Source organism: Streptomyces solitudinis (assembly GCF_036323765.1).
Classification (GTDB): Bacteria; Actinomycetota; Actinomycetes; order Streptomycetales; family Streptomycetaceae; genus Streptomyces.
The window spans coordinates 580451-596835 of the sequence record NZ_JAZDCW010000002.1; the positions used below are offsets into that span (position 1 = coordinate 580451).

Consider the following 16385-nt stretch of genomic DNA (forward strand, 5'->3'; position numbering starts at 1 on the left):
CTGGCGGGTGCCCACGCGCGGGCCACGCGAACACGGCGGACGCGGCACGGCGCCGTTCCCTCCCCGCACCTCCGTGCGCACCCTCCCGCTCCGCACTCCACCCGGGGTTTGCGGCATATTCGCAGAGCAAAGTCATCGGATGCCGGGCACTGTTCTCGCCAGTGTGACTCAAAGCAGATCTGCGAAACATCTTGATGTCGCGTGAGCAAATCTTCTAGCTTCGTATCTCATCGAGGCAGGCACGGTCGGCGACGCCCGTGCCGCAACGCTCGACAGGGGTGGGGACCGTGGACACGTTCGACGACCGCGCACGCGGCGACGCGGCGGGGCTGGAGCACGCCCGGGAGGCGGCCAGCCGCTTCGCCGCCTACCTGAGGGACGGGCCGCCCCGCGGGGGCGAGGGCGGGGACCGGCCCCGGCTCCTGGAACAGGACTGGCCGATGCCTCCCGGAACACGGTCCGTGTACGCGATCGGGCAGGCGCTCGTCCTGCGCGGCACCTTCACCGAGGCCGACACCTTCCCGCTGAAGCGGGCCTTCCCCGGACAGCTCGTCACACTCGACGACAGCGAGGGCCCCGAAGGCGCCCTCGTCGTCTGGCCCCCGGCCCTCAGCGGACGGGACCGGCTGGCCGGCTGACGCACGCGCCCCGCGGCCGGGCGGGCGCGCACGGCGTCCGCCCGGCCGCGGGGGTCGCGGGGGTCGCGCACGCCGCTGGGCGCAGATCACCGGGTGACTCATGCGACTGATTACCCCGAAGGGGTGAGCGGAGGAATCCCTCATCACCCGGACGGGCACTCTTCGTCACAGAAAGTGATCATGCGCCGGAGGAGTCCGGCGGACCGGCGCGCGGGCGGAGGCACCGCGCCGTTTCGGAGGTCAGCAGTCCCGTGGTCCAAGAGCCGGGCACGACCAGCCGCCGTCCGGAGAACCAGTCGCTGAGGGAGCTGCTCACGGCCGCGGACTGGACGTACGAGGCCCTGGCACGGGCGGTCAACGCCCTCGGCTCCGAGAACGGCGTCCCGCTGACCTACGACCGCACCTCGGTGGCCCGCTGGCTGACGGGCTCGGTGCCGCGGCCGCACACCCGCGGGCCGCTCACGGAGGCGTCCGCCCGCAGACTGCACCGCCCCGTGACCCTCGCGGACCTCGGCATGGGCGATACGGACACCGCCGCCGGGGGGCGCGGCGGGCGAGGACGCACAGGACGTCGAGGGCCTGCGGTCGGCGGTGCGCTTCTTCGCCCACGCCGGCGACTTCGGCGGCCGCCACGCCCGGACCGCGCTGATCGCCTACCTCAACGACGACGTCACCCCCCGGCTGTACGCGCGGCGGCCGGACCCGCGCACCGCCGGCTGCTGGCTGAGGCCGCCCGGCTCGCGCACGTACTGGCCCGCATGTACGTGGACGATGTCCGCAACGGCGCCGCACAGCAGTACCACCGCGCCGCTCTGCACCTCGCCGTCGAAGCCGGTGACCGCACGTCCTACGCGGCGGTACTGCGCGGCACGAGCAGCCACGCGCTCGGCCTCGGACCCCACGAGACGGCCGTGCGGCTGTCCGGGACGGCGCTGCGCACCGCGCCGGCGGACGCCCCGCCGGGCGTCCGGGCCCTCCTGCTGTCCCAGCTCGCGCTGGCGCGGGCCGCGTCGGGCGACCACCACGGCGCCGCAGCCGCCCTCACCGGCGCGGAGGAGGAGGGCCGCCGTGCCGGACACGAGTGTGCCCTGCCTGCCCTGGGTCTGCCTGCCCTCCTCTCTCGCCTGCCGTAAGGGCTGGACGCTCGCGGCGCTGGGGAAGCGCACGGCCGCGCTGTCCGCCCTGCGCCGCTCGCTCGAACACCCCTCCTGCGACGCACACCTTCCCCGCGCGCCCACCCACGCGGAGATCGCCCGCCTGCTGCTGGCCGGTGGCCGGCTGGAGGAGGCGTGTGCCGCCTGGCACCGGTCCTCGACGAGTTCCCCCACCTGCAATCCGGCCGCGCCGACCGGGCGCTGGGCGAACTGCGGGGCGGTCTGCGGGGCCACACGTCCCACCGGACCGTCCGCGCCCTGCTGCACCGGGCGGACACAGCCGCACGGCGAACGGCGTGACGCCTCCCGCCCCGGTGCGCGGGGCACCGCGCGACACGTTCACACCAGGGCGGGACGGGGACGGCATGGGCGTGCACCGCGAGGTCAACGTATGAGGTGGCGCCACTGGACCAAGAGGAAGGTGCACCGATGCCACGACGCCGCCCCCACGGAGGAACAGGCAACGCAGCAGCGTCAGCAGGTACGTGAAGGACATCGCCGATGCCACCGAGGAGTTCGTGGACGACGTCCTCGACAGCGCGGAGGACGTCGAGTGCGACGTCCTCCGCGGTCTCAGCGACGCGCTGGACGGTGACGACGACTGGGACGACAGGGACAGGGACAGGGGACTGGCGCCGTCCGCGCGAGTGGCACCCTCCCCGCGAGTGCCCGCACGACCGGCCGGGAGAACGCCCGAGGGAACGCCCGCCGGACCGCGGGCAGGAACCCGGGCGGGGTTCCACGCCGGAAGAGCGGAGATCAGGCGCCTGCGGACGGAGATCGCCGCCTTCGAACCGGTGCTGGCGCAGAGCTGGGCCCCGGCTGGCGGACGGCTTCCAGGAGATCGACACGGCCGGGCCCCTCGGTACCGCGTCCCTCGCCCAGGTCTACCGCGGCGTCCTCCCGGACGGGCTGCCCGTGGCGGTCAGGATCCAGCGCCCGGGCGTCCGTGACGTCATGGCCGACGACATGGCCGCGCTGGTCCCCCAGGTCGCCACCGCGTCCCTGGAGGAACTGGGATTCGGCGTCACGCTCACCACCGTCCTCCAGCACTCGACGCGCCGGGGCATCCGCACCAGCCCGATGGTGGCCAACCTCGGCAAGTCGTTCGCCAACATCGAGGGGTCCATCCGGCACCTGTGCCCGGAACTGTCCCTGGTCGACGTGTTCTCCGAGGAGCTGGCCGGCATCGTCATGGACGAGCACTCCGCACCGGGAGACCGGGCGGGCCTGCACCTCGGCTCCAGGGAGACGGCCCTGGCACTCGCCGCGCTGGCCGCGCCGCGGCGCCGGGGAAAGAACCGGTGACCACGGGAGGGCGGTGCGCGATTCCGGCGCGGGGACGGTTTCCGGCGCGGGAAAAGAACCTGAGCCGGTCCGTCACGGGGGAGAGGTGTGCGGACCGGCTCAGTGTGACCAGGGTACTACGGAGTGCTTACTCATTCATGCGGGGAAAGGAGACCTCCACCCGCCGGTTCTTCTTCCGGCCGTCCTCCGTCGCGTTGGAGGCGACGGGGTAGTCCTCGCTGTATCCGCGGATGTTGAAGGTGATGCCGGAGTCGTCCAGGCTCTTCGTCATCTGCGCGTGCACGGCCTCGGCCCGCTCCTGGGACAGGGTGACGCCGTGTTCGTAGGAACCGAGGTCGTCGGTGAAGCCGTAGACGTTCACCTCCGTGGAGCCCTGCTCGTCGATCTCCTGGGCGATCTCCGCGATGCGGGCGTTGGCCTGGCTGTTCAGCTCGGCACTGTCCCGGCCGAAGAGAACTTCAGCCTGAAGAGTGAACTTCGTCTTGGCGTTGGAGTCCTCACGCCGTTCCTCACCCGCCTCGTCCTCGACCACCTGAACGATGTCGATGACCCGGGGCGCGTCGAGTGTGGCGCCGTCACGCATGCGCAACTGCGGCGACTTCCCGTCGAGCTCCACCGGTGCCTCGTCGCTCACCGGTACGCCCGGCGGGTCCTCGGCGGCGGCGGGCGGAGCGAGGGCGAGCGTCAGCGCGACGGCCGTCAGCGTCGCCACCCCCACGGCCCCCCCGGAACCACCCCTCATCCCCACGCCCCTCACCCCTCGGTGAGCGAGATCGTGGCCGGCGACATGGAGGGCAGGTGAAGCTCCACCTCGTTGACACTGGCGGGAGGTGCGGGGAACTGTGCGTAAATGGAGCGGCTCTCGCCGGACTTGATGTTGGTGAGGCCGGTGCTGCATAGACATTCACCGTCGGTGTCCCGCAGGATCATGTACCGCTTTTTACCCACCGGGTCGATGAGCGTCGCCCCGGAGATGGACGATTTGGACCGCAAAGCGTTTTCCGGGGAACTCCACCTGTTGTAGTTGAAAGTTTTGCCTCCGGTGTTGGTCAGTGTCCCGTCTACCGTGACGAAGCCACCGGAATCACGCACAGCCGAGTGAATCTCGATCACGATGTCATCGGAACCGGTGAGCTTGCCGATCACGGTGTCGGTGTCGACTTCCTCCGCCGGTGCGGCGTCGTCGACCGTTTCGGTACTCGCGGACCTCTCCGACTCGGGGCTGCCGTCAGGAGGGTCGTCAGCTCCGCAGGCCGACAGGGCGATCACCGTTCCGATCACCATGGCAGCGTTACTCACCCATTTACTGCGTCGTTGGGGGTGCCGGATGCTCATCGAGGTTTCCTTCGGTCATGGATTACGTCAGTCGATCAAGCGAACAGCGAAGAGAGAGTCCACCCCGGGTACCGAGTCGATGCTTTCCGGGTCCACGAGCATCTCTTCTCCCTCGCATACCAGCTCGATGGAAGCGGCCCCGTCGCCATCTCCGTCGCCTTCTCCGTCATCACTTCCCGGTGCCGGGCTGGCTGCCGTGCAAAGCGGTTCGATGACGGCCGTGGCGATCGCAACGGCGTGCTGGGTCTCCGTACCGGGGATCACGCTCTTTCCGACGGCACGACGCGTCTTCACCTCGACGGTGAAGGCTTGACGAGTTCCGTACGAGCCTGTGCAGGACCGTGCGTCGGCATGGTTCATGGCTGCAAAACGCTCAGCCTCCGCGCACGCCGCAGCTTCGTTATACGTCCGACCTTCGAGTAGGTCCCACATATCCGGTGTATCCGGCTCGCTCAGCCTGGAAACGAGTTCGGTACCCAGTTGCGCTCTCGCGTCATGGGCGGCCGCAAGCGCCGCCGCATCGGCCGCTCCCTGCGCCTCGTTGCGCGTGACCGTGGCCTGGCCCACGGCGAAGTAGGCGAGGGCGAGGAACAACAGTCCCGCCACCACGGTGATGTAGATCGGGAACGTCTGCCCACCGTCTCGAAGAGACGATCCGAGGATGCCTGCTAGCCGCCGGTGACCTTGCTGATCTGGTCGGCAATCGCGTCGGAGATGGTCGAGCCGAAGTCGGTGGTGAGGAGGACGGCGATGATGGCGGCCACGACGGCGAGGATGCCGAGATATTCGATGGCCGTCTGGCCGGCGTCGTTCAGGCGGGGTTTGACGGAGCGCATGGGCTTCTCCCTCTCCGGGCTCGGGCGGTGTGGTGGGGGCGGCGGGGTGGGCCGCTGCCGTGTGCGGGCGCCGGCTACGCATGGGCGGCCCCCGGGCGGCCCGTCGCGGGAAGGCGGGCGAAGGCGGGGCGGCGGTACCGGGTTGGGGGCATGCGGTCGGCCTCCTCGCTGCTCCGTCGGCGTGGTCGCGGGGCACACGTCGTGCCAGAGAGTGACTCTGCCACAACGGGTTGCGCACGCGAAGGGGGTCGGGGGAATTGTGTGTGAATTGATGCCCGGCCACCGGTGTCCTACTCACCGGTGATCCGCCCGAACTCCGTCTCCGTGCCCAGGAACAGGCCCGCGACGAGGAGGAGCAGGGTGGCGGGGACCATCACCGTCGTGATGACGAGCGTCGCCTTGGGGACGGCGCGGGCGGCGCGGCGGCGGGCGTTCTGCGCGTCGGTGCGCCGCATGTCCGCGGCGATGGCGATGAGGGTGTCCACGATGGGTGCGCCCAGGTCCTCGCCCTGCTGGAGGGCCGTGACGAACATGGCGACCTGCTCGCTGTCGTTGCGGCGGCGCAGTTCGTCGAAGGCGTGGCGGCGGCTGACGCCCATGTCCATCTGGCGCAGGGTGATGCGCAGTTCGTCGGCCCACGGGCCCTCGTAGCGGTCGGCGACGCGGTCGAGGGCCTGGCGGAAGGCGAGACCGGCGGAGACGACGACGGCGAGGACGTCCAGGAAGTCGGGCAGGGTGCGTTCGATCTCGTCGCGGCGGACGCGGATGGACGCGGCGATGCCGACTTCGACCCAGAACAGGCCGAAGACCACCATGAGCGCGGCCAGGAGCCACTGGCCGCGGGTGAGCATGGCGAAGGCGCCGAAGGCGCCGAGGAAGCCGTAGACGGCGCGGCGGGCGGCGTAGCGGTCGAGGGTGAGGCCGCCGGGGTTGCCGGCGAGGTCGATGCGGCGGCGGACGGAGTTCACCCGCTTCTCGCCCATCAGCCGCAGCACCAGCGGTGCCCAGCGCATGCCGAGGCGGTCGACGGCGGAGCCGACCGGCGTGGTGCGGGCGGCGCCGACCTCCAGGGCCACGGCGAGGTCGGCGGGGAGCCTGACATCGGCCCGGTAGAGGCGGACGCCGTGGGCGAGGCCGGCGAAGCACAGCGCGGCGAGGGCGGCGAGCAGCAGGGTCATGGGGCGCGTCTCCTTCCGGTTCTTCCGGCCTCAGACGTCGATGCGGGACATGCGGCGGATGACGAAGAACCCGGCCGCGTACAGGGCGAGGGCGATGACGACGGCGGCCTGTCCGAGGAAGGAGCTGGTGGTGCGTTCCAGGGTGCCGGGGGCGGCGCGGTCCATGAGGAGCAGGACGGCGAGGCCGATGAGGGGGACGGCGTAGGCGGTCATCATCACCTGCGACAGTTGCGTCTTGACCTCGCGGCGGGTCTCCTTGCGCTGTTCCAGGGTCTCGGTGAGGTTGCGCAGCGAGCCGACGACCTGGCCGCCCGCGCGGTGGGACAGGACCAGCGTCGTCACCAGGACGACCAGTTCCCGGGACGGCAGGCGGCGGGCCAGCTCGCCGAGGGCGTCGTCGATGGAGTGGCCGACGGCCAGGGCGTGCGCGACCTTCGCCAGTTCCTCTCCCGCCGGTGCGTCCATCTCGTCGGCCGCCATGGTGATGGCGGTGCGCAGGGCGAGCCCGGCCTGGGTGCCGTTGGCCAGGATGCGGGCGAGTTCGGGGAGCTGGTTGATGAACTTGTCGATCCGCTTCTGCCGCTGCCAGCGCAGGAACGCGGCCGCGGCCCACAGGCCGAGAAGGGCGGCGAGTGGTCCGAAGAAGGCGGCCAGCAGGGTCTGGGCGGTGATCCACAGCCCGGCGAGGAGGGCGCACACGTAGACGGTGAACTCGCCGGGGGTGACGTCGAGTCCGGTGGCGGCCAGGCGCCGGGCGAGGCGGCGGCCCGGGCCGGTGGCGCGCAGCCGGCGGTCCAGGGCGGTGAAGCGGCGGCCGCGGCCGTGGGGGGCGGCGGCCCCGGTCTGGCTGAGCCGGTCGACGAGGTCGCGCCGCTGGGCGCTCCCGGTGGCGTAGGAGCGCAGGCCGGCGACGGCGAGCACGCACGCGAGCAGCGTCGCGCCGAGGGTGAGCCAGACGAGCTGGTCGAGTGTCATGGGCGGCGTCCTCAGCGTGCTGCCCGCGTGGCGAGCTGGAGTTCGGAGTCGGCGACGCCGAACGCCTGGGGCAGGGCCTCGCCGGTGAGGTAGAGGCGTTCGGCAACGCGGCGCGGTACGGGGTGGTGGTCGAAGTGGCCGCGTACGACGTGGTCGGCGGACGGCGGCTGGGGGCGGAAGCGGGCGACGGAGACGAGGCGGTACTCCTCGCGGCCGTGGGAGTCGAGGATGGCGATCTCGGTGACGCGCCGGGAGCCGTCGGGGTGCCGGGTGAGCTGGACGAGGACGTCGACGGCGCTGTTGATCTGGTCGCGCAGCGCCTCGAAGGGGATCTTGACCTCCGACATGGACGCGAGGGTCTGGAGCCGCATGAGTGCGTCCTCGGCGCTGTTGGCGTGGACGGTGGCGAGCGAGCCGTCGTGGCCAGTGGACATGGCCTGGAGCATGTCGAGGGTCTCGCCGCCGCGGACCTCGCCGACGATGATGCGGTCGGGCCGCATGCGCAGGGAGTTGCGGACGAGGTCGCGGATGGTGATCTGGCCCTTGCCCTCGACGTTGGGCGGGCGGGACTCCAGGGAGATGACGTGGCTCTGCTGGAGCTGGAGTTCGGCGGCGTCCTCGACGGTGATGATGCGCTCGCCGTCGGGGACGAGTCCGGAGAGGGCGTTGAGCAGGGTCGTCTTCCCCGAGCCGGTGGCGCCCGAGACGATGACGTTGAACTTCGCGCGGACGAGTGCGGCGAGGAAGTAGGTCATCGGCTCGTCGAGGGTGCCCAGGCCGACGAGCTCGTGCAGCGTGTAGGAGCGGGGGAAGCGCCGGATGGTCAGGGTCGCGCCGGTCAGGGCGAGCGGCGGGATGATGACGTTGACCCGCTCCCCGCTCGGCAGCCGCGCGTCGACCATGGGGTTGGACTCGTCCACGCGCCGGTTGACGGTGGAGACGATGCGTTCGATGGTCTGCATGAGCTGGTCGTGGGAGGCGAAGCGCAGCGGGAGGCGTTCGACGCGGCCCGCCCGTTCGACGTAGATCCGGTCGGGGCCGTTGACCATGATCTCGGTGACCGTGGCGTCTTCCAGCAACGGTTCGAGGATGCCGAGGCCGAGGGCCTCGTCGACCACGCGCCGGATGAGCATGGCGCGTTCCGCGGTGGACAGGACGGGTCCTTCGCGGCTGATGATGTGGCCGAGGACGCGTTCGAGGCGGGCGCGGCGTTCGGCGGCGCCGAGCGAGGACATCTCGGCGAGGTCGATCTCCTCCAGCAGTTTGGCGCGGAAGGTGGCGACGAGGTGGCTCTCCTCGGGCCGGTCGGCGGTGGCCTCGGGGGCGGTAAGGCGGGCTTTGAGGCTCATGCGGCTCCTTCCAACCGTTCAGGGGAGGCGGGTGACGTCGCGGACGCGGGGCATGGTGGCGGACTTCTCGACGCTGCCGAAGTCGACGCCGGGGATGACGGAGGGGATGGGCACGGTGGCGGTGACGGTGACCTCGCCGGGGGGCCGCGCCTCGGTGAAGCCGGCGCGTTCGGCCAGCCAGTCGCTGAGCGCGGCCCGGCCGGCCGGGTCGGCGGCGCGGGTGTCGTCCTGGGAGACGTAGCGGGCGGCGGTGCGGGCGGCGGTGCCCGCCTGCTGGGCGGTGTAGGCGGCGATTCCGAGCTGCACGGCGGCGAGGGCGACCAGGAGCAGCAGCGGCAGGAACCCGATGAACTCGATGGCGGCCTGGCCGCGGTCCCGGCCGGTTGCTGACGGGGCGTGGGCGGCGGCCGGGGCGGGGCGTGCGGCCGGGGCCGTGCGGGGGGGCCGGGGGGTGCGGGGGCGTGGGGTCACTGCGGCGGCTCCTCCGATACGGCGGCGGCGTCCCCGGTGACGTCGAAGGGGAAGCTGACGGCGCCGGGGAAGAGGACGGGGACGGTGAGGGTGACGGTGGCCGTCACCAGTCCGCCGCTCTCCCCGCACCCCACCGCGGCGCCGGACCGCCAGGCGGCGGGCAGGTCGGCGCTGGCGGCGGCCGCGCAGTCGTCGCCGACGGCGCCGGCGCGGGCGGCCTCGTCGGCGGCGTTCCCGGCGAGGGTGAAGGTGTAGCCGACGAGCACGAACTGCCACAGCAGCACGAGGGTGAGCAGGATCAGCGGCACCATGCCGAGGAACTCGACGGTGACCTGCCCGGCGTCCCCGCGGCGACCGCCGCCGGTGGCGTCCCGCCGGCCGGGTGTCGGCCGGTGCACGGCTCAGCGCTCCCCTGCGCCGCGGCGGCGCCTGCGGGTGAGGGCGGCCCGTTCGCCGCCGTGGGGGACGAGGCTCGCGCCCGGTTTCCCCGGGCGCCGCTCGGTGCGCACGGCGCCCGCCTCGCCGGCGAGCGCCCACAGCGCCTGCCGTACGGCGCCGCGGCTGTCGAGTTCGTGCATGCGGGAGGCGTCCAGGCAGGGCTGGAGCTCGCGGTATCCGGCCGGGACGGTGGCGCGGGCGACGCGTGTGCCGGTGATCTGGGCGATGAGCTGGGGCTGGATCTCGGTGCCGCGGGTGTGCCGGTTGACGACGGTGAGGGTGTCCTCGGCCTTGCGCACCTGGAGCCGTTCCCACAGCCGTACCTGCCGTTTGACGCCGCGTACGGCCACGACGTCGGGGGTGGTGACGAGCAGCGCGGTGTCGGCGTTCTCGACGGCGGCGGCGTTGGCGGCGTTCATCTGGGTGCCGCAGTCGATGACGACGGTGTCGTAGCGGGTCCGCAGCGCGGCGACGAGCTGCCGGGCGGCGCGGTCGGTGACCTCCTCGGCCCGCTCGCCCTCGGCGGGGGCCAGGAGCAGGGCGAGGCCGCTCTCGTGGGCGAACACGGCGTCCTTGAGGACGCCGGGGCTGAGGTCGGCGATGCCGGCGAGGTCGGCGACGGAGCGCCGGAACTGGACGTCCAGGAAGGAGGCGACGTCCCCGGCCTGGAGGTCCAGGTCGACGAGGGCGGTGGCGTGCCCGGCGGCCTGGGAGGCCAGCGCGATCTGCACGGCGGTGAGTGTGGTGCCCACCCCGCCCTTGGCTCCGGTGACCGTGACGAGCGTCCCGCCGGGTCCGGCCGGATGCGGTGGTCCGCCGGTGCCCAGGTGGCGGCGTACGCCGGTGGACCACTGCGCGACGGCCTGGATGCGGGCGGCCAGTTCCTCCGGGCCGGCGGGCAGCGCGAGGACGCCGCGGGCGCCGCTGTCCATGGCGGCGGCGTAGACGGCGGGGCTGGCGTCGGAGGTGAGCAGGACGGTGCCGACGGCCGGGAAGCGCAGCGCCGTCTCCCGGACGACGTCGAGGGCGGGCTGCGGTCCGATGCGTTCGTGGACGAGGACGACCTCGGGCAGCCGGGTGACGGATTCGGAGGCGAGCGCGGCCAGCAGGTCCAGGAGGGCGGTGGAGTGGGTGACGGGCGGCAGCGGTTCGGCGCCGGGCAGCCGTGCGAGGACGGTGAGGAGGGCGTTTCCGGGGTCGGCGTCGCCGAGGGCCGGGAGGATGCGGATGGCCATCGGGCGTGTCACCTGTCCTCGGAGAGCGTGTAGTCGCGCTCGTCCTGCGGGATGTCGACGTCGTCGCCGGGGGCGACGAGGGCGAGCCGTACGTGGGTGGCGAAGGACTCGGCGTAGGCGATGCGCTGGGCGCCCGCGGTGTCGAGGGCGAAGGTGATGGGGACGGCTTCACCCGTGCCGCCGGGGCCGCCGCGCCCGGTGTCGCCGTCGGACTCGATGCTGGTGAGCCGTCCGACGTCGATGACGCGGGCGGCCTGCACGATGACCTGGGAGACGTCGGGGGTGTCACCCTCGCCGCGGAAGGTGGCGTAGACGTTGACACGCGCGCCGGGGGTGATCTTGCCCGCGACGCCGGTGGCGGCGTCGATCATGATGGCGATCTCCTGCTGGCCGGCCTCCAGGGCGGGGCGGTCGGCGATCATGTCGTTCTGGAGCAGCGAGCCCTGCTGGAGCGGGTTGACGGCGATCTTCCCGTCGATGGCGGCGAGGTCGGTGACGGCCGTCCGCGGCAGCCAGCGCTCGGGCATGCGGACCTCGGTGAACTGGTCGCGGCTCAGCGCCTGGTACGGCTCGATCCCGGCCTTCACCTCGTAGGCGGTCACCTCGGGCCCGACCTTGGACTCCACGTCGTTGAGCACCGAGAGCACGCCGACGAAGGCGGCGAGGGCACCGACGGTGGACAGCAGCATCCAGATGATGCCGCGGCGCTGGCGGGAGTTCATTGCGGGGAGCTACCTCTGGTCGGGGCGTCGGGAGGGGGTGGCCGGTGCGCTGCGGTGCGCGCCCGGGGGCGGACGTACGCGTGCCCCTAGGCATGGTGCCGTCTGAGGGGCGGTCATGTCTGCCCGTAGCGTGAGGTTCCGTGCCCGCCGCGCCACTGGCCGTCGTCACCGTCGTGCGGCGCGCTCCCGGGTGCGCCGTCGGGCAGGGCGCCGGTCGCGCCGCCGTAGGGGACGACGGCGGCGGGTGCGGCGGTGCCGTGGGTGATGACCGTGCCGGTGTCGTCCTCGTCGTGGGGGTCGAGGGCGGGCCGGTGTGCGGCGGGGGCGCGGCGGGTGGCGCGTGAGGTGGGGGCGTCCGCGGGGGCGGTGGCCCGCAGCGGTGCGGCGCAGAAGGCGCAGCGGTCGCCGATCAGTTCCAGCCCGCACCAGTGGCACGGGGCGCGCTGCACGGAGCTGACGAGCTGGTAGAGCACCGAGAGGTCGGGGATGGCGGCGGCGAACTCCACGAGTTTCCCGGTGCCCCACCAGCGGGCCGACTCCGGGGGCAGCGCGGTCTGTTCGACGCCGGTGACCTGCCACTGCGCGGCGAGCGTGGTGCTGGCGTAGCCGGAGGTGAGCTGGCCCGCGGCGGTGGTCAGCTGGGTGAGGTAGTCGGGGCCGCGCAGGGTCGCGGCGGGTCCCACGCGCACGAGCTGCGGCGTGGGGGAGGCGACGACGGCGAACTGGCTGCCGGGCATCCAGGACCTGGCGTGTGAGGTGAGCGGGACGGGGACGCGGTCGAGTCTGGCGACGGAGCCCAGGACGGCGCCCGCGTGCACGTAGTGCGCCAGCAGCCGCACGGCGGAGGCGAGCACGCCGGGGCTGAGGTCGGTGGCGGAGAGCTGCCTGAGCTGCCGGACGAGGACGGCGAGCCCGAGCGGGGGCAGCTCGGTCTGGACGAGGGCGATCCGGTCGGACTCCAGGACCGAACGCACGGTGTGCAGGCGCTGCTTGACGGCTGCGGGTACGGAGGCCGGGTAGAGCGCGACGAGGTAGCCGTACCGCTCCAGCAGGTCACGGGTGGCGGCGAGGACCGCGCCGAGGGGTCGGCCGGGCGCGGGCAGGACGACGGCGTCCGGCGTGTGCCCGTCCGGTGGCGGGAGCACCAGCTCGGGGCTGGTGACGGCTATCGCGGTGGTCACATCTGCCTGCCCGTCGTCGGTCGCTTTCCCCGTCGTGTGGTTCCCGTGGTGTACGGCCCGCCGGGAGCCGGCCGCCGGGGCCGACCGTTCCTCACCTTGCGTGCTCCTCTTGTGACGGCAGCCTAGCGGCGGGTGACACGTCAGAGAACACTTCCCCGGCTGCGGGCGCGTGATGCGGGCGGGCGGCCACGTGATCAGCGCGCGCGGCTGCGAGAAGTCTTGACAACCCCATTGGTCTGGACCACTCTTCGGGCATCGACGACACGGCGGCCGCCGTCCCCCCGCGCGTCTCCCCCACCCCACCACGCCTGGAGGCACACCGTGGAACGCCCCTTCCCCACCGGCAGCCGCAGCAGACGGCTGCTGGGCGGCGCACTCGCCGGAGTGCTCACCGCCGGCGCCCTGGCCGTCGGCGGCATCGCCACGGCGGGCAGCGCCACCGCCGCGGAACCCAACCTCGTCGCCAACCCCGGTTTCGAGTCGGGACTGTCCGGCTGGACCTGCTCGGGCGGCAGCGGCCGTGCCGTCAGCAGCCCGGTCCGCAGCGGTTCCGCCGCCCTCACCGCCACCCCGGCCGGCAGCGACCAGGCACGCTGCTCCCAGACGGTGACCGTGCGCCCCGGTTCCGACTACCAGCTCAGCGCCTGGGTGCAGGGCTCCTACGTCTACCTCGGTGCCCAGGGCACCGGCACCACGGACGTCTCCACCTGGACGCCCGGCGGCTCCGGCTGGCAGCAGCTCACCACCCGCTTCCGCACCGGACCGTCCACCACGTCGGTGACCGTCTACACGCACGGCTGGTACGGGCAGAGCGGCTACACCGCCGACGACCTGTCCCTGACCGGCCCCGGCGAGCCGCCCGAGGAGCCGGAGACGCCCGCGGTCCCGTCGGGCCTGGCGGTGGGCGGTACCACGTCCGGCTCGGTGACGCTGAACTGGTCGGCCGTGCCGGACGCCACCACCTACCACGTCTACCAGGACGGCACGCGCGTGCAGTCCGTACCGGGCACCTCCGCGACGGTGACGGGCCTGGCCGCCTCCACCGCCTACGCGTTCCGGGTGAGCGCCGCGAACTCCGGCGGCGAGTCGCCCCGCTCGGCGCCGGTCACGGCCACCACCCGCCCCCGGGACGACGGCGGCCCCGGCACGCCGGACAACGGCGTGCCCCGGCACGCGGTCACCGGCTACTGGCAGAACTTCGACAACGGCGCGCGGGTGCAGAAGCTGCGCGAGGTGCAGGACGCGTACGACATCATCGCCGTCGCCTTCGCCGACTCGACGGCCACCAAGGGCGAGATCGTCTTCAACCTGGACCCGGCCGTCGGCTACGCCTCCGAGGCCGACTTCAAGGCGGACATCGCCGCGAAGCAGGCCGCGGGCAAGTCGGTGATCATCTCGGTGGGCGGTGAGATCGGCAACGTGATCGTCAACGACTCCGCCTCCGCGACCCGTTTCGCCAACAGCACCTGGGCGCTGATGCAGGAGTACGGGTTCGACGGTGTCGACATCGACCTCGAACACGGCATCAACTCCACCTACCTCACGCAGGCGCTGCGCTCGCTGTCCGCGAAGGCCGGTGACGGCCTGGTCGTCACCATGGCGCCGCAGACGCTGGACATGCAGAACACGTCCTCGGAGTACTTCAAGCTGGCGCTGAACATCAAGGACATCCTGACCGTCGTCAACACCCAGTACTACAACAGCGGTTCCATGCTGGGGTGTGACGGCAAGGTGTACAGCCAGGGCACGGTGGACTTCCTCACCGCGCTGGCCTGCATCCAGCTCGAAGGCGGCCTCGACGCCTCCCAGGTCGGGCTCGGCGTTCCGGCCTCCACCCGGGGCGCGGGCAGCGGCTACGTGTCGCCCAGCGTGGTCACCGCCGCCCTGGACTGCCTGACCCGCGGCACCCGCTGCGGCTCCTTCAAGCCCTCGCGGACCTACCCGGACCTGCGCGGCGCGATGACGTGGTCCACCAACTGGGACGCCACGGCGAACAACGCCTGGTCCTCGGTCGTCGGCCCGCACGTGCACAACCTGCCCTGACCGTCCGGCCAGGTGCCACCGGTCCGCACGCTGCCCGTCTCACCAGGGCAGCGTGCGGATCTGCTCCACGCACAGGAACACGAACAGCGCCGCGGCGAGCCCGAGCATGGTGTTGCTGAGCGGTCCGCTGCGCCACCGCGCGGGCACCGGCTCCCGGTTGAGCAGCCACAGCAGCGTGCCCGCGAGGAACGGCAGGAACAGGGCGCCCAGCGCCCCGTAGGCGATGACGAGGGCGAAGGGCCGGTCCAGGAAGAGCAGCGCGATGGGCGGGAACGTCAGCCACAGCAGGTAGCCGCGGAAGGCGGGGGAGCGTTCGCGGACGCCCGAGGCGACGGCACGGGCGCCCGCGGGGCCGCTCCCGCCCCCGGCTCCGCCGTCGCGCAGGTGGGCGACATAGTCCGAGAACAGCAGGCTCACGCCGTGCCAGACGCCGACGAGGGACGAGAACGAGGCGGCGAAGAAGCCGATGAGGAACAGCTTCGCGGTCACCGCGTCGAACCGCCGCTCCAGTTCGTCCCCGACCTCCAGCAGGCTGCCGCTGCCCTCCAGCACGATCTGCGTGGCGTGCAGCAGCTCGGCCCCGACGATGATCATGGCGATGGTGAAGACGCCGGTGGTGACGTAGGCGACGGCGTTGTCCAGCCGCATCATCCGCATCCAGCCCGGGGTGTCCCAGCCCTTGGCGTTGACCCAGTAGCCGTACGCGGCCATCGTGATCGTGCCGCCGACGCCGCCGATCAGGCCGAGGGTGTAGAGGAGCGAACCGTGGGGGATGCGCGGCACCAGCCCGGTGAACGCCGCCCCCGCGTCGGGCGCGACCCGCACCGCGAGCACCACGACCACCACGAACATGGTGCCGACCAGCACCGTCAGCACCCGTTCCACGACGGCGTACCGGTTGAACCACACGAACACCAGGCCGAGCAGCGCCGTCGCCACGCCCCACACCTTCAGGTCGGCGACCCCGGGGAACAGCGCGGCCAGCGGCAGGGCGCTCGCCGACATGGCCGTCGCGCCGTAGACGAAGCCCCACAGCACCGCGTAGAAGCCGAAGTAGTACAGGGTCCAGGTACCGATGGAGCGCCAGCCGTCGAAGAGCGTGCGGCCGGTCGCCAGGTGCCAGCGCGCCGTGCCCTCGGCGAACGCGATGCGGATGACGCAGCCGACGACGACGGCCCACAGCAGCCCGTAGCCGAACCGGCTGCCGGCGACGAGCGTGGCCACCAGGTCCCCCGCGCCGATCCCGGTGGCCGCGACGACCAGCCCGGGGCCCACCGACCGCCAGCGCACCCGCTGTCCTGCGCCCTCCCCCGCGCCCTGTCCCGTTCCGCCGCCGGCGCCCTCCCCGGCGCCCCGGCCCTCCCCCGCGCCCGGGCCGTCCCCGGCCGGACCGGGCGCGGGCCGCAGCCGTCCCCCGTCGCTCGCCTCCGTCATGACGGCTCCTCCGCACTCGTCCCCGGTGACCGGTGTGAATCGTGAGGCGCATTCCACCGTGCGGACGCGGTGTCCACAAGGGGCTGCA

Annotated in this window: 18 protein-coding genes; 5 read left to right on the top strand and 13 right to left on the bottom strand. The window is 72.6% G+C overall.

Annotated features, from left to right (window positions below; all coding sequences use genetic code 11):
• Window positions 1–287 precede the first annotated feature (287 nt).
• From V1J52_RS06255 to V1J52_RS06270, 4 genes are all read left to right on the top strand, one after another.
• Window positions 288–638, top strand: a complete 351-nt coding sequence (locus tag V1J52_RS06255; RefSeq protein ID WP_330138580.1) for a hypothetical protein — start codon at window positions 288–290, stop codon at window positions 636–638.
• Window positions 639–889: 251 nt separating this feature from the next.
• On the top strand, window positions 890–1771 hold the full coding sequence (locus V1J52_RS06260) for an NsdA family TPR-like regulatory protein (RefSeq protein WP_330138581.1): 882 nt from the start codon (window positions 890–892) through the stop codon (window positions 1769–1771).
• 156 nt (window positions 1772–1927) lie between these two features.
• Window positions 1928–2092, top strand: a complete 165-nt coding sequence (locus tag V1J52_RS06265; protein ID WP_330138582.1) for a hypothetical protein — start codon at window positions 1928–1930, stop codon at window positions 2090–2092.
• 201 nt (window positions 2093–2293) lie between these two features.
• Window positions 2294–3100 carry an AarF/UbiB family protein gene (locus V1J52_RS06270; protein WP_330138583.1) on the top strand — a complete coding sequence of 269 codons (807 nt, stop codon included), beginning with the start codon at window positions 2294–2296 and terminating at the stop codon, window positions 3098–3100.
• A gap of 127 nt (window positions 3101–3227) precedes the next feature.
• Here V1J52_RS06270 and V1J52_RS06275 read toward each other — a convergent pair whose 3' ends face one another.
• The 12 genes from V1J52_RS06275 to V1J52_RS06330 form a co-directional block, all read right to left on the bottom strand.
• Window positions 3228–3842, bottom strand: a complete 615-nt coding sequence (locus V1J52_RS06275) for an OmpA family protein (RefSeq protein ID WP_330138584.1) — start codon at window positions 3840–3842, stop codon at window positions 3228–3230.
• A gap of 11 nt (window positions 3843–3853) precedes the next feature.
• A complete protein-coding gene (locus V1J52_RS06280; RefSeq protein ID WP_330138585.1) occupies window positions 3854–4435 on the bottom strand; it encodes a hypothetical protein in 582 nt (193 codons plus the stop codon).
• A 27-nt stretch (window positions 4436–4462) separates the two neighbouring features.
• A complete protein-coding gene (locus V1J52_RS06285) occupies window positions 4463–5041 on the bottom strand; it encodes a pilus assembly protein TadG-related protein (RefSeq protein ID WP_330138586.1) in 579 nt (192 codons plus the stop codon).
• A gap of 62 nt (window positions 5042–5103) precedes the next feature.
• Window positions 5104–5271: a hypothetical protein gene (locus V1J52_RS06290; protein ID WP_330138587.1), complete on the bottom strand. Its 168-nt coding sequence runs from the start codon at window positions 5269–5271 to the stop codon at window positions 5104–5106.
• 290 nt (window positions 5272–5561) lie between these two features.
• Entirely contained in the window at window positions 5562–6449 is an 888-nt protein-coding gene (locus tag V1J52_RS06295; RefSeq protein ID WP_330138588.1) for a DUF5936 domain-containing protein, read from the bottom strand.
• A gap of 30 nt (window positions 6450–6479) precedes the next feature.
• Window positions 6480–7424: a type II secretion system F family protein gene (locus V1J52_RS06300; RefSeq protein WP_330138589.1), complete on the bottom strand. Its 945-nt coding sequence runs from the start codon at window positions 7422–7424 to the stop codon at window positions 6480–6482.
• Between the two features lie 11 nt (window positions 7425–7435).
• Window positions 7436–8773 carry a TadA family conjugal transfer-associated ATPase gene (locus V1J52_RS06305; RefSeq protein ID WP_330138590.1) on the bottom strand — a complete coding sequence of 446 codons (1338 nt, stop codon included), beginning with the start codon at window positions 8771–8773 and terminating at the stop codon, window positions 7436–7438.
• 18 nt (window positions 8774–8791) lie between these two features.
• Window positions 8792–9244: a TadE/TadG family type IV pilus assembly protein gene (locus tag V1J52_RS06310; protein WP_330138591.1), complete on the bottom strand. Its 453-nt coding sequence runs from the start codon at window positions 9242–9244 to the stop codon at window positions 8792–8794.
• On the bottom strand, window positions 9241–9642 hold the full coding sequence (locus tag V1J52_RS06315; RefSeq protein ID WP_330138592.1) for a TadE/TadG family type IV pilus assembly protein: 402 nt from the start codon (window positions 9640–9642) through the stop codon (window positions 9241–9243). The genes V1J52_RS06310 and V1J52_RS06315 overlap by 4 nt, the downstream gene beginning before the upstream one ends.
• A gap of 3 nt (window positions 9643–9645) precedes the next feature.
• On the bottom strand, window positions 9646–10917 hold the full coding sequence (locus V1J52_RS06320) for a CpaE/TadZ family protein (protein ID WP_330138593.1): 1272 nt from the start codon (window positions 10915–10917) through the stop codon (window positions 9646–9648).
• An 8-nt stretch (window positions 10918–10925) separates the two neighbouring features.
• Window positions 10926–11639: a Flp pilus assembly protein CpaB gene (cpaB, locus tag V1J52_RS06325; RefSeq protein ID WP_330138594.1), complete on the bottom strand. Its 714-nt coding sequence runs from the start codon at window positions 11637–11639 to the stop codon at window positions 10926–10928.
• A gap of 113 nt (window positions 11640–11752) precedes the next feature.
• The gene (locus V1J52_RS06330; RefSeq protein ID WP_330138595.1) at window positions 11753–12820 is read right to left on the bottom strand and encodes a hypothetical protein; all 1068 of its coding nucleotides are present in this window, start codon (window positions 12818–12820) and stop codon (window positions 11753–11755) included.
• Window positions 12821–13141: 321 nt separating this feature from the next.
• Here V1J52_RS06330 and V1J52_RS06335 point away from each other — a divergent pair, with 321 nt between their 5' ends.
• Window positions 13142–14863, top strand: coding sequence for a chitinase (locus tag V1J52_RS06335; protein ID WP_330138596.1), 1722 nt, complete (start codon window positions 13142–13144; stop codon window positions 14861–14863).
• A 39-nt stretch (window positions 14864–14902) separates the two neighbouring features.
• On the opposite strand, the gene V1J52_RS06340 is transcribed toward V1J52_RS06335, so the two are convergent.
• The gene (locus V1J52_RS06340; protein WP_330138597.1) at window positions 14903–16297 is read right to left on the bottom strand and encodes an Nramp family divalent metal transporter; all 1395 of its coding nucleotides are present in this window, start codon (window positions 16295–16297) and stop codon (window positions 14903–14905) included.
• Window positions 16298–16385: the final 88 nt, after the last annotated feature.

What these genes read in the sequence shown, in the direction of transcription:
- V1J52_RS06300 (WP_330138589.1), bottom strand. Translation starts at nt 7,424, where the DNA reads ATGACACTCGACCAGCTCGTCTGGCTCACCCTCGGCGCGACGCTGCTC.
- V1J52_RS06295 (WP_330138588.1), bottom strand. Translation starts at nt 6,449, where the DNA reads ATGACCCTGCTGCTCGCCGCCCTCGCCGCGCTGTGCTTCGCCGGCCTC.
- V1J52_RS06275 (WP_330138584.1), bottom strand. Translation starts at nt 3,842, where the DNA reads ATGAGGGGTGGTTCCGGGGGGGCCGTGGGGGTGGCGACGCTGACGGCC.
- V1J52_RS06320 (WP_330138593.1), bottom strand. Translation starts at nt 10,917, where the DNA reads ATGGCCATCCGCATCCTCCCGGCCCTCGGCGACGCCGACCCCGGAAAC.
- V1J52_RS06280 (WP_330138585.1), bottom strand. Translation starts at nt 4,435, where the DNA reads ATGAGCATCCGGCACCCCCAACGACGCAGTAAATGGGTGAGTAACGCT.
- V1J52_RS06290 (WP_330138587.1), bottom strand. Translation starts at nt 5,271, where the DNA reads ATGCGCTCCGTCAAACCCCGCCTGAACGACGCCGGCCAGACGGCCATC.
- V1J52_RS06305 (WP_330138590.1), bottom strand. Translation starts at nt 8,773, where the DNA reads ATGAGCCTCAAAGCCCGCCTTACCGCCCCCGAGGCCACCGCCGACCGG.
- V1J52_RS06340 (WP_330138597.1), bottom strand. Translation starts at nt 16,297, where the DNA reads ATGACGGAGGCGAGCGACGGGGGACGGCTGCGGCCCGCGCCCGGTCCG.
- cpaB (WP_330138594.1), bottom strand. Translation starts at nt 11,639, where the DNA reads ATGAACTCCCGCCAGCGCCGCGGCATCATCTGGATGCTGCTGTCCACC.
- V1J52_RS06270 (WP_330138583.1), top strand. Translation starts at nt 2,294, where the DNA reads ATGCCACCGAGGAGTTCGTGGACGACGTCCTCGACAGCGCGGAGGACG.